The 12,030-nt window shown below is 62.3% G+C and carries 11 protein-coding genes and 2 pseudogenes; 6 read left to right on the top strand and 7 right to left on the bottom strand.

Annotation, left to right across the window (positions count from 1 at the left end):
• Nucleotides 1–54 precede the first annotated feature (54 nt).
• The 4 genes from Q7U29_RS16990 to Q7U29_RS17005 all read left to right on the top strand — a co-directional run bounded on the left by Q7U29_RS16990 (nucleotide 55) and on the right by Q7U29_RS17005 (nucleotide 4,595).
• Entirely contained in the window at nucleotides 55–1,410 is a 1,356-nt protein-coding gene (locus Q7U29_RS16990) for an NAD(P)/FAD-dependent oxidoreductase (RefSeq protein ID WP_304743427.1), read from the top strand.
• Nucleotides 1,407–2,207 carry a DUF1365 domain-containing protein gene (locus tag Q7U29_RS16995; protein WP_304743412.1) on the top strand — a complete coding sequence of 267 codons (801 nt, stop codon included), beginning with the start codon at nucleotides 1,407–1,409 and terminating at the stop codon, nucleotides 2,205–2,207. The genes Q7U29_RS16990 and Q7U29_RS16995 overlap by 4 nt, the downstream gene beginning before the upstream one ends.
• Nucleotides 2,197–3,429 carry a cyclopropane-fatty-acyl-phospholipid synthase family protein gene (locus Q7U29_RS17000; protein ID WP_304743414.1) on the top strand — a complete coding sequence of 411 codons (1,233 nt, stop codon included), beginning with the start codon at nucleotides 2,197–2,199 and terminating at the stop codon, nucleotides 3,427–3,429. The genes Q7U29_RS16995 and Q7U29_RS17000 overlap by 11 nt, the downstream gene beginning before the upstream one ends.
• Nucleotides 3,430–3,554: 125 nt before the next feature.
• On the top strand, nucleotides 3,555–4,595 hold the full coding sequence (locus Q7U29_RS17005) for a cysteine synthase A (RefSeq protein ID WP_304743416.1): 1,041 nt from the start codon (nucleotides 3,555–3,557) through the stop codon (nucleotides 4,593–4,595).
• Between the two features lie 177 nt (nucleotides 4,596–4,772).
• On the opposite strand, the gene Q7U29_RS17010 is transcribed toward Q7U29_RS17005, so the two are convergent.
• The 6 genes from Q7U29_RS17010 to Q7U29_RS17035 form a co-directional block, all read right to left on the bottom strand.
• Complete coding sequence (locus Q7U29_RS17010; RefSeq protein ID WP_304743417.1) at nucleotides 4,773–5,513, bottom strand: amino acid ABC transporter ATP-binding protein; 741 nt, start codon at nucleotides 5,511–5,513, stop codon at nucleotides 4,773–4,775.
• Between the two features lie 11 nt (nucleotides 5,514–5,524).
• Nucleotides 5,525–7,048 carry an amino acid ABC transporter permease gene (locus tag Q7U29_RS17015; RefSeq protein ID WP_304743418.1) on the bottom strand — a complete coding sequence of 508 codons (1,524 nt, stop codon included), beginning with the start codon at nucleotides 7,046–7,048 and terminating at the stop codon, nucleotides 5,525–5,527.
• A 13-nt stretch (nucleotides 7,049–7,061) separates the two neighbouring features.
• Complete coding sequence (locus Q7U29_RS17020) at nucleotides 7,062–8,267, bottom strand: amino acid ABC transporter permease (protein ID WP_304743419.1); 1,206 nt, start codon at nucleotides 8,265–8,267, stop codon at nucleotides 7,062–7,064.
• A 23-nt stretch (nucleotides 8,268–8,290) separates the two neighbouring features.
• Nucleotides 8,291–9,307 carry an amino acid ABC transporter substrate-binding protein gene (locus Q7U29_RS17025; protein ID WP_304743421.1) on the bottom strand — a complete coding sequence of 339 codons (1,017 nt, stop codon included), beginning with the start codon at nucleotides 9,305–9,307 and terminating at the stop codon, nucleotides 8,291–8,293.
• A gap of 381 nt (nucleotides 9,308–9,688) precedes the next feature.
• Nucleotides 9,689–9,967, bottom strand: coding sequence for a DUF3551 domain-containing protein (locus Q7U29_RS17030; protein WP_304743422.1), 279 nt, complete (start codon nucleotides 9,965–9,967; stop codon nucleotides 9,689–9,691).
• A 163-nt stretch (nucleotides 9,968–10,130) separates the two neighbouring features.
• Nucleotides 10,131–10,295: a hypothetical protein gene (locus tag Q7U29_RS17035; protein WP_304743424.1), complete on the bottom strand. Its 165-nt coding sequence runs from the start codon at nucleotides 10,293–10,295 to the stop codon at nucleotides 10,131–10,133.
• A gap of 235 nt (nucleotides 10,296–10,530) precedes the next feature.
• Between Q7U29_RS17035 and Q7U29_RS17040 the strand changes: the two genes are divergently transcribed.
• Nucleotides 10,531–10,710: a hypothetical protein gene (locus Q7U29_RS17040; RefSeq protein WP_304743426.1), complete on the top strand. Its 180-nt coding sequence runs from the start codon at nucleotides 10,531–10,533 to the stop codon at nucleotides 10,708–10,710.
• 20 nt (nucleotides 10,711–10,730) lie between these two features.
• A pseudogene (locus tag Q7U29_RS17045) lies at nucleotides 10,731–10,958 on the top strand (Na/Pi cotransporter family protein); the annotation flags it as partial.
• 898 nt (nucleotides 10,959–11,856) lie between these two features.
• On the opposite strand, the pseudogene Q7U29_RS17050 reads toward Q7U29_RS17045, so the two are convergent.
• Nucleotides 11,857–12,030 (bottom strand): annotated as a pseudogene (locus tag Q7U29_RS17050) (VWA containing CoxE family protein); the annotation flags it as partial.

Consider the following 12,030-nt stretch of genomic DNA (forward strand, 5'->3'; position numbering starts at 1 on the left):
GAGGTGTCCAGCCGCCGGGCGGGCCGCTGGAGGGGCCAAACCGAGGGAGTGCAGTTGGTGCGGGATGCTATCCGATTGAAGGTGGCGGTGGTTGGAACCGGGATTTCCGGCCTGTCCGCCGCATGGCTGCTGAGCCAGCGCCATGATGTGACGGTGTACGAACGGGCCGAGCGGATCGGCGGCCATTCCAACACCGTGGTGGCCCGCCTCGGTGTGCAAAGAATTTCAGTCGATACCGGCTTTATTGTCTTCAATCGTCAGGCCTACCCCAACCTGTCCGCGCTGTTTCGTCATCTCGGAGTTCCCACCCAAACCACCGACATGTCTCTCGCCGTTTCGCTCCATGACGGCGATCTGGAATATTCCGGCACCGGCCTGCGCGGTTTGCTCGCACAGCCGGGCAACCTTTTGCGTCCGCGCTTCTGGTCGATGCTGCGCGACCTCGTGAAATTCTACCGGCAGGCGACGCGCGATGCGGACCTGCTGCAGGACGAAACCATCAGCCTCGGCGACTATCTCGCGGCTGGTGGCTATGGCGCCGCGTTCCGCGACGATCACCTGCTGCCGATGGCAAGCGCGATCTGGTCCGCGCCGCCGAGCGAGATCCTGTCATTCCCGGTCGCGGCCTTCATTCGCTTCCATCGCAACCACGGCCTGCTGCAGCTGACGCAGCGTCCTGCCTGGGAAACCGTGGTCGGCGGCAGCATCGTTTACGTCAGGCAGTTGATCGAGCCCTTTGCCGACCGGATCAGGCGCAACACCGGCGTCGTCAAGGTGCAGCGCAGCGCGGACGGTGTCATCGTAACGGACTCGCGCGGCGGATCCGACCGCTATGACCATGTCGTCATGGCCACACACGCCGATCAGGCGTTGTCGGCCCTTGCCGATCCGACGCCGGACGAAACCGAATTGCTCGGCGCGTTCCGTTACAGCCGCAACCTGGCCGTCCTGCACTCGGACCCGGGTTTCATGCCGAAGCGTCGTGCGGCCTGGTCGAGCTGGAACTATATCGGTTTGCGCGATGGATCCCGCGACAGTGTTGGCGTCACCTACTGGATGAACCGGCTGCAAGGCATTCCGGATAACTCGCCGCTGTTTCTCACCCTCAATCCGCCGCGTCCCCCACATGCCGGGATGGTGCATCACAGCGAGATCTATCATCATCCGATCTTCGACGCCGCCGCGATATCGGCCCAGCGCCGGCTCTGGTCGCTGCAGGGCAAGGGAAACGTCTGGTTCTGCGGCGCGCATTTCGGCGCGGGTTTTCATGAAGACGGACTGCAGGCCGGCCTCGCCGTGGCCGAACAGCTCGGCGTGCTGCGGCGGCCGTGGACCGTGCCCGACGAGTCCGGACGCATCGTCCTCGAACGCGGCGCTGCAGGCACCGCGATCCCGGAGCTGCAGCGATGATGTTCCGATCAGCGCTCTATGTCGGCGCGGTGACGCATCGGCGGGTGCGGCCCAAGGTGCATCAATTTCGCTACCGCGCCTTCTGGCTGCTGATCGACCTCGATGAAGTGACGGCGCTGACCGCGCGGCTGAAGCTGTTCTCCCACAACCGCTTCAACCTGTTCGCATTGCACGAGGCCGATCTCGGCGACGGCAGCCCGACGCCGCTTCGCATCCAGGCCGAACGGCTGCTGGCGGAAGCCGGAATCGAGATCGCGGGCGGCGCCATCCGCCTGCTCTGCATGCCGCGAACGCTCGGCTACAGCTTCAATCCGATCAGCATCTATTACTGCCACCGGCCCGGCGGCGAACTCGCCGCGATAATTTACGAGGTCCACAACACCTTCGGCGAGCGCCACTCCTACGTCGCCGCCATCGAGGCCAATTCCGACGAGATCCGGCAAAACTGCCGCAAGGTATTCTACGTATCTCCGTTCATGGATATGGACCTCGCTTACCACTTCCGACTGACCGAGCCCGCAGAGCGCGTCGCGGTCGGCATCAACGCCAGCAAGGACGGCGAACGCGTCCTTCACGCCAGCCTCGCCGGGCTTCGCCGGGAATTGACCGACCGCGCGCTGCTGCGGATATTTCTCGCGATTCCGCTGATTACTGCAAAAGTCACGCTGGCGATCCATTGGGAAGCGCTGCGTCTCTGGCTGAAGGGAATGCGGATGCGAACCAGACCCGCCGCGCCCGCGCGCCATGCCACACCCGCCATCAACACATCGAACCGGATCGATACGCATGTCCTCTGAGAACCAGCAAACCGCACCCGGCTCGCTCGACCTTGCGGGGACACCGACGCCACCTGCCCTGCTCAAATCCTTCATGCAGCGAATGCTGCGCAAGATCGATTGCGACGAGATCTTGCTGCAGACCCCCGGCGGACGGCGCGTCCTGATCGGCGGCAAGCGATCGGGAGAACAGGCACAGGTGACGATGCATAGCTGGAAATGCATGATGCGGCTGTTGACGAGCGGCGATCTCGGTTTCGCCGAAGGCTACCTGGCCGGCGAGTGGTCGACGCCCGATATCTACGCCTTCCTGCGCGCCGCGGGACGTCGTTCCAACGACACCCTGTCGTTCGAAGCGCTGAATCCGCCTCAGCCGCTGACAAAGCTTCGTCATGCGCTGAACCGCAATACCAGACGCGGCAGCCGCCGCAACATCGCGGCTCACTACGATCTCGGCAACGATTTCTATCGATTGTGGCTCGATTCCAGCATGATGTATTCGTCCGCGATCTATTCGTCGCCGGTCGAGTCCCTCGAGGATGCACAGCGCGCCAAGCTCGATCGCGTGATCGACCGGCTCGGACTCGTTGGTGGCGAACGGATCCTGGAGATCGGCTGTGGCTGGGGCGGACTTGCCGAGCGCATCATCGCGCGTACCGGCAGCCATGTGACGGGATTGACGCTGTCCACCGAACAACTCGCTCATGCCCGGCAGCAACTGGCCGAGCGGGGCTTTGCGGGTCAATCCGACCTCCGGCTTCAGGACTATCGCGACGTCGGCGGCACTTACGATCGGGTGGTGTCGGTCGAGATGCTGGAAGCCGTCGGTGAGGCCTATTGGCCGACCTTCTTCGAAAATCTGCGGCAAAGGCTGAACCCGCAGGGTGCTGCCGTCCTCCAGGTGATCACGATCGACCAGAGCCGCTTCGAGAATTACCGCCGCAGGCCGGAATTCATTCAACGCTACATTTTTCCGGGCGGCATGCTGCCCACGACGGGAATTCTCGAACAACAGATTGCGCAGGCGGGATTGCGGCTGGTTTCCTCGGAGTTTTTTGGCGACAGCTATGCGCGCACACTTGCCGAATGGCACGCCCGGTTTCTGCGGGCATGGCCTGATATCAGCGCGCTTGGGTTCGATCTTCGTTTCAAGCGGATGTGGGAATATTATCTGGCCTATTGCCGGCTCGGCTTCGAAATCGGCGTGCTGAACGTCGGGCTCTATAAAATCGAACGTCAATGATGTTTTCGGGCAAGTTTATTCCATGCCGGGCCGCGCGGGCAGCATGATCCCGCGTCGGCTTGTATGCCTCGCCGCGCTCCTTTAGGATCGCCAAGGCTGAGGAAACAACTGGCAATTTTCAAGACATGACCTTCAACAACGATGTCGTTCAGGCGATCGGCAATACGCCGCTCATCAAGCTGAAGCACGCCTCGGAGGCGACCGGCTGCACCATCCTCGGCAAGGCCGAGTTCATGAATCCCGGCCAGTCGGTCAAGGACCGCGCCGGCAAATGGATGATCCTGGAAGCCGAGAAGCGCGGCGACCTCAAGCCCGGCGGCCTCGTGCTGGAAGCGACCGCGGGCAATACCGGCATCGGTCTTGCGGTGGTGGCGAGCGCGCGCGGGTACCGGACCTTGATCCTGATCCCGCAGACCCAGAGCCAGGAAAAGAAGGACATGCTTCGGCTCTGCGGCGCGGAGCTGATCGAAGTGCCGGCGCTGCCTTACAGCAATCCGAACAATTACCAGCATGTCGGCAAGAGGCTGGCCGCGCAATTGCGCAAGACCGAGCCGAACGGCGTGCTGTTCGCCGATCAGTGGAACAATCTGGACAACGCCAAGGCGCATTACGATTCGACCGGCCCCGAGATCTGGCAACAGACCGGCGGCAAGCTCGACGGCTTCATCTGTTCGGTCGGGACCGGCGGAACGCTGGCAGGCACCAGCCGGGCGCTGAAGGAAAGGAACAAGGACATCGTCGTCGCCTGTGCCGATCCCCATGGTTTCGCGATGTACGAGCTGTTCAAGAATGGCAAGGCCAAATCGACGCCGGGCGATTCGATCACCGAAGGCATAGGCCTCGGCCGCGTCACGCCTGTCATCGAGACCGCCATGGTCGACGACGCATTCCTGGTTTCGGACGAGGAAGCCGTGACGGTGATCTACGACCTGCTGGAGCACGAGGGCCTGTGCCTCGGCGGCTCCAGCGGCATCAACATCGCCGGCGCGATCCAGCTCGGAAAGCAGCTCGGGCCCGGCAAGACCATCGTGACCATCCTCTGCGATTCCGGCGGCCGCTATCAGTCGAAACTGTTCAATCCGGCGTTCATGCGCTCGAAGAACCTGCCCGTGCCGGCGTGGCTCGAGAAGCGCAGCCAGATCGAGGTGCCGTTCGAGAAGGTGTGAGCCAAAAAGCCACGATTCCCGACCTCATCCCCGCGCAACGGCTTCGCCGTTGTCGCTGGAGGAGCCGCGCGCGCTTCGCGCGGCGTTTCGAAGGATGGCGACAAGCCATGTGCCAGATGGTTCGAGACGCGCGTCAGGCGGCGCCTGACACGCTCCTCACCATGAGGCAGAAAACGATCACCGCAAAATCTGGCTCAGAAACAGCTTCGTCCGCGCGTGCTGCGGATTGGCGAAGAAGTTCGCCGGCGTGTTGGACTCGATGATCTGCCCGGCGTCCATGAAGACGACCCGGTTGGCGACTTCCTTGGCAAAGCCCATTTCGTGGGTCACCACCAGCATGGTCATGCCCTCGCTGGCCAGATCGACCATGGTGTCGAGCACTTCCTTGACCATTTCGGGATCCAGCGCCGAGGTCGGCTCGTCGAACAGCATGACCTTCGGGTTCATGGTCAGCGCGCGCGCGATCGCGACGCGCTGCTGCTGGCCGCCCGACATCTGGCCGGGAAACTTGTTGGCCTGATGCGGGATTTTCACCCGCTCCAGATATTTCATCGCGGTGGCTTCGGCATCCTTCTTCGGGATGTTGCGAACCCAGATCGGCGCCAGCGTGCAGTTTTCCAGCACGGTCAGGTGCGGAAACAGGTTGAAGCTCTGGAACACCATGCCGACTTCGCGCCGGACTTCATCGACGCGCCGCAAATTCGGCCCGAGTTCGATGCCGTCGACGACGATCTCGCCTTCCTGGAATTCCTCCAGCGCGTTGATACAGCGGATCAGCGTCGACTTGCCCGAACCCGAGGGGCCGCAGATCACGATGCGCTCGCCCTTGGCGACATCGAGGTTGATGTCGCGCAGCACGTGAAAATCCCCGTACCATTTGTTGAGGCCGTCGATGGTGACGATCGAGTTCGCGGTCATGGTCATCCCACTCAGTTACGCTGGTGTGCGTTCAGCCGGCGCTCGACGAACAGTGAATAACGCGACATGCCAAAACAGAAGGCGAAATAGATCAGGCCGGTGAAGGCGAAGCCGGTGAACAGCGTGGTCGGCGTCGACCAGACCGGATCGGCGAAGGCCGCCCGGAGGATTCCGAGCAGGTCGAACAATGCTACGATCGACACCAGCGAGGTGTCCTTGAACAGCGCGATGAAGCTGTTGACGAGGCCGGGGATGACATGGCGCAGCGCCTGCGGCAGCACGATCAGCGCCGTGGTCTTGCCCCAGGACAGGCCGAGCGCGCTGGCCGCTTCGCCCTGCCCGCGCGGGATCGCCTGCAGGCCGCCCCGGATCACCTCCGCCTGATAGGCCCCGGCAAACAGCGCGATGCCGATCAAGGCCCGCATCAGTCCATCGATGGTAAAGCCTGTGGGAACGAACAGCGGCAGCATATAGGTCGCGAAGAACAGTACCGTGATCAGCGGCACCCCGCGCCAGAACTCGATGAACGCGATCGAGAAGATCCGGATCAACGGAATCGTCGAGCGCCGCCCCAGCGCCAGCGCGATGCCGACCGGCATCGAGGCGACGATGCCCACCACCGACACCACCAGCGTCACCAGCAGGCCGCCCCACAGCCTTGTGCCGACAACCGGCAATCCGCCGCGGTCCAGCCCCATCACGGCCATCACCACGAAGATGCCGGCGAAGGTCAAAAGGCTGACGGCCAGCGCGCGCCATCCGGTACGAACGCCGCCGGCCAGGAAAAACAACAGCAGCGACACGATGGCGGCGGTGGCGGCGAAGTCCGCCCAGAGCGGGCTGGCCGACGCCAGGATCTTGTCGTTGAGCCAGGTCAGCGGCAAGAGCACATAGAAAACAGCCATGCTGAGCAGGACGAGAAATTTGCCCAGCAGCCAGAGCAGCGATCCGATGATCGGGACTGTCTGGCTGAACGTCACGAGTTTGCCGCCGCCATCGCCGATGCTGTCGTTGAAACCGGACAACAGCCCTTCCATCCAGCTGACGCCGAAACCCTTCAATCCGCCGCCATGCAGCAGGAAGAAGGCGACGCAGGGAAGCGCAATGAAGAACAGGCCGGCATTGAGAGCCTTGGCCGGCAGCCGCGGAATCAGAAGCGGCAACAGCAGCAACGCGGCGAGCGCGAAGGTCAGGTCGACCCGCCACCGCTCGGCCTCCGGATAGAAGCCATAGATGAACTGGCTGAACTTCGCCTGGATGAAGGGCCAGCATGCGCCGACCGTCTGGTCCGGACTCGGCGCCAGACAGGCGGTACGGTCCTTTCCGGTCCATACCGCATCGATCAGCAGGAATTTCACCGAGGGAACGACGGTGAACCACAGCAGCAGGATTCCGCCGATGGTCAGCAGGACGTTGATTGGCGAATTGAACAGCCGGGTGCGCAGGAACCCGACAAAGCCGGTGGTCTTGATCGGCGCGGCGCGCTCCGGAACGAGCTCCTGGCGGACGAAGGGTGGCGGCGCGAAATCGCTCATGGGCCAGGAATCCTCATGGACCAAGGCTCCGTCCAAGCCGCCATCCGTAGAAGCTCATGATCGCGCTGGTCACCAGCGAAATCAGCAGATAGACGCCCATCGTGATCGCGATGATTTCGATGGCCTGCCCGGTCTGGCTCAGCGTCGTGCCGGCGAAGACCGACACCAGGTCGGGATATCCGATCGCCACCGCCAGCGACGAGTTCTTGGTGAGATTGAGATACTGGTTGGTCAGCGGCGGCAGGATCACCCGCATGGCCTGCGGCACCACGATCAGCCGCAACGTCGAACCGCGCTGCAGCCCGAGCGATGAGCCTGCTTCCATCTGTCCCTTGTGCACCGACTGGATGCCGGCGCGCACGATCTCGGCGATGAAGGCCGCCGTATAGGTCGACAGCGCCACGGCCAGCGCCACGAATTCCGGAATGACGCGCGAGCCGCCGGCAAAATTAAAGCCCCTGAGCTCGGGAATCTCGAACTTGACCGGCGCGCCGAATATCAGCGAACTCACCACGGGCAGCCCGATCATCATCCCCAGCACCCAGGGCCAGATCCGGATCATCCGGCCGTGGTCGAACAGTTGCTTGCGGGCGTAGCGCTGCAGCAGCAATGATGCGATCACCGCAATCACGATGGCCGCCATGAATGGCTCGAAGCCGGGATTGCCGATCGGCTTTGGAACCACGAAACCGCGGTTACTGAGAAAGAAGCTGCCGAACAGCGAGACGCTCTGCCTCGGACCGGGCAGCGCGGCCAGCACCGCGAGATACCAGAACAGGATCTGGAACAGCAGCGGCAGGTTGCGGATCAGCTCGACATAACCGCCCGCGATCCGCGACAGCAGCCAGTTCGGCGATAGCCGGCCCAATGCCACCAGAAATCCGAGAATGGTGGCGAAGAAGATTCCGACAATCGAGACCGACAGCGTGTTGAGCAGGCCGACCAGAAAAACGCGGATATAGGAATCGGATCCGGAATACGGGATCAGGTTCTGGCTGACGTCAAACCCGGCCGTATTGGCCATGAAGCCAAAGCCGGCCTTGATGTTCTGCGTCTCCAGGTTGGCGCGGGCATTGGCGACGATTTCATAGGCGATCCAGGCGAGCGCTGCGACGAACAGGATCTGGATGACGAACCCGCCCCAGCCCGCGCGGCCACCGAGCGCGCGCTGCAGTTTGGCGACGAACTGCGGCGGAGGTTTTCGGGGTTCGATGGCCATCGCCGCAGCCTCTGGGCTGGCGGTCAGCGGATCGGCGGCGCGTACTGGATTCCACCCTTGCTCCAGAGCGCGTTGATGCCCCGGGCAATGCCGAGCTTGGAGCCGGCGCCGACGTTGCGGTCGAAGGTTTCGCCGTAATTGCCGACGGCCTTCACGATCCGCGCGACCCAATCCTTGGTCAGGCCGAGCTGTTCGCCGAGATTGCCATCGGTCCCGAACACCCGCTTCATTTCCGGCTTGGTCGATTTCGCCATTTCATCGACGTTCTTCTGGGTGATGCCGAGTTCTTCGGCGGTAATCATCGCGTAGAGCGTCCATTTCACGATGTCGAACCACTGGTCGTCGCCATGGCGCACCATCGGACCGAGCGGCTCCTTCGAAATCACCTCCGGAAGCACGACATGATCGGCGGCGTTGGCAAGCTTCAGACGATCAGCATACAGGCCTGATACGTCGGTTGTGAAGACATCACAGCGTCCGGACTCGTAGGCCTTGACGGCTTCGTCGTTGGTGCCGAATGCGATCACCTCGTACTTCATGTTGTTGCCCTTGAAGTAGTCGGCCAGATTCTGCTCCGTCGTGGTGCCGATCTGCACGCAGACCGATGCGCTGTTGAGCTCCAGCGCGGAATTGACCTTGAGGGACTTCTTCACCATGAAACCCTGGCCATCGTAATAGGTCACCCCGGTAAAATTGGCGCCGAGCGAGGTGTCGCGGGAAAGCGTCCAGGTGGTATTGCGCGAAAGCACGTCGATTTCGCCGGACTGCAGCGCCGTGAAGCGATCCTTGGCGGACAACGGCACGAACTTGACCTTGCTGGGGTCGTTGAAGACGGCGGCGGCGACCGCGCGACAGACATCGACATCGAGCCCGGTCCAGTTGCCCTTGTCGTCAGGCGCCGAGAATCCCGGCAGACCCTGGCCGACGCCGCAGGATAACAGGCCGCGGTCCTTGACCGTTTTGAGGGTTTGCGCGGATGCGGCCTGAGCCGTCAGGCCGGCGGCGAGAGCAACGGTGAAAACCAGGGATACACGTTTCATGGCTAGGCCTTTCAAGAGTCGTCCGGAACGGTTGCCTATCCTCGCGCACGTCGATGGGCCGATCCGATAATCCATCCCTGCAAACGGCATGCCTGACAGGCAGCTTGATGCGCAGTCCGGTCAGGCGATGGATCGGCGGTCGCGGCAGGCCCCTCAACGTGCAGCGACGGAATAGCTCGCGCGCATCACAGAACGACTGGCGAGCCGGGTCAAGGGGTTGACGGCCCTCTTCTGTGTCCTGTGCTGGCAAAGCCGGCCCGAACCCACCGTCCGGCGGGGCTTTCGGAGGTCGCGGGATGGTGGCCGCGACACCAGGGCGCAGCACGGCGTCGTCAATCCGGCGGTGGTCCACGGTTCCACCTTGCTCGATCCCCGCAGATTTCAACGCCGCGGGGGGCTGCGCACCGGCGCTTCGGGACGCGGTACCGCAGGCGCGGCCGCATTCGCAAAATAGGGATTATTGAAACACATGGCGGAGCGGCCGCCCGATGCCGCCTGCGTGCACTGCGCCAGCGAGGTGAACCCGCATTCGATGACGCTGCCGTCTTCGCCGTAGAGCTCGAGGCAGACCGGGTATTTCGGATCATAGGTCTGGGCCCGAGCCGGCGCCGCGGTCCAAATCGTCGCGATGATCACAATCGCGAAAGCAGCAACGCGCATCGGTGGGTTTCTCCGCAGCGCCATCTATCCCGGGGGGGCATCTCGCCGCCCCAAATCAGCTGGTTGAACTAGCATCGTTAGCCCGGCACGTCACGACGGATAAGCACCAACGCCGGAAGTCACCGCTCATCGCGTCACTTCCGGGCGTTCATCGGCGCCAGCGTCAGGCCTTGACGTCGACCAGAGCCTGCTGCTCGGCCTGTCGCTGAGCCTCGACAAGCGCCCGCACGTCGCTGTTGATCACCGTGGCATGCGCTTTTGCGGTCTCGTCGATGACAAGCTGGATCTTGGCCTGCGTCACCGCGGCAGGCACGGGATAAATCACCATGGCACCCTCCTGGACTTCACCAGACTGCCAGCGGGGCGTTTATGATTTGCAAATAGACTCGGTTAATGACGATTCTTTAACCAGTCATCCGGGCCGGATTTCACGCCCCCTGTTCGTTCTCCGTGAACAGAAAGAGTCCATCGGACCGCGGCCCGGGCACGCAAAGTCCTTGCGCATCTCGCCAAAACGGCAGAAGCCCCTGTCCTGCCGCCGATCACCTTGAGGAGCCCGTGTGATGTTGAACGATCGCGAAAAGATTCTGACCGCGCTCCGCGAGAAGCCGCTCAAGATCTATGAAGTCATGAAACGCGCCAACCTGCCCAACGAGGAAGCTTGCCAGTCGTTGCTGATGAAAATGCGCAGCGAAGGCGCGGTCAAGTTCGACATCCACAAGGGCCGATGGCTGATCGGCTGATCGGCGACTCCGTCGCGGCCGCTCAACCCGAACGGCACCTCGACCGCCTGCGCGAGGGCCGGCCCGAGAGCCTCGAAACCACCTCGCTGCATCTCGACGTGCTGCGCGACCTCCGTCGCATCCACTCGCACATCTGCTCGGTAGCCTACCCCGTGCTCGACGCCGCCGGCGAACTGCCCGCGCACCGCGCCGCGGAAAGCGAGCTGGTCGCACTGCCCTCGGCCGCGGCGCAGCCCTCGCCGCGGTAGGCGGGCTCTTTGGTTGCCGGTTATATCGCGGCACACCCAGTAAGCCGCTAAGCAGCGACCTTTGAGAAAATTGATTGGTTGCGGGGATCTGCAGGGTGGCCTGCGCGGTGGTTGACGCACCCTTAACCGTTCTCAGTAGAACTTGTGGAGTTCGGCTACATCCGGTTGTAGCTTGCCGCAATGAGGGCCCTGTGAGTCTGTGGTACTTTTTGAGCGACTGGTTCTGGGGCATTCCAACGCTTGGCACGTGGTTCAAGCGAAGCATGATTAACGCCGCATGGGCATTCGTCATAATGATCCCACTGGCGGTGTTTGACGTTCCCGTTGAGTACGCAGCCGTCGTTTTCTTCAGTGTTCCTATTGGGAACATCGTTACGTTGTTCGTTTATCAACAGCAGCAGCGCGACCTAACGCGCGGTTAGCAGCTTAGTTTCGTTTCCTTCGACCCTCAACGTTGTTGCATGGAAAAGCTCTTCGTTCTCGTCTTATGCTCGATGCCTTTGATGTTCACCATACTGTTTGGGTGGCAATTCTGGCCCATTTGGCGAACGGCTGTGCGCACAGGGCGATGGCTCGTCAGCAGCGATCGCGCTTACTATTTTCCTAGCAAATACTACACATTCACCATCTATGATCGCGTTGAGAGGCCATTCGCCTATTGGCTCGGGGTGACTATGATCCCGATGATGTTCTTGCACTTCCTCGTGTTCTCTTTGTCGCTGGCGGTTGTGGCTTTCTCTCGGCTTTGACTTCGCGCAGATCAACGTCCGCTCTGGGTCATAAACTCACGTCACCGTATTTGAGGCGCAGTGGGGACAGGATTTGAACCTATGACCTTCAGGGTAGAATTTCAAAGCCCAGAGGGCGGCGGACGTTAGTCTACCAGGCAGCACAATGACTACTGATACGCCGCCACGATGTCCGATACCGCCCGCTCCAGTTGCTTGGCGGTGGAGCACTGCCGCACCACGGTGCAGAAGGCGGAATAGCGCGGCATTTCGGAATCGCCCCAGCCCCAGGCCATCCGCCCCTCGGGGTTGAGCCAGACCAGCCGTTTGGATCGCTCCGAGAT

This window comes from Bradyrhizobium sp. (assembly GCF_030654605.1).
Classification (GTDB): domain Bacteria; phylum Pseudomonadota; class Alphaproteobacteria; order Rhizobiales; family Xanthobacteraceae; genus Bradyrhizobium.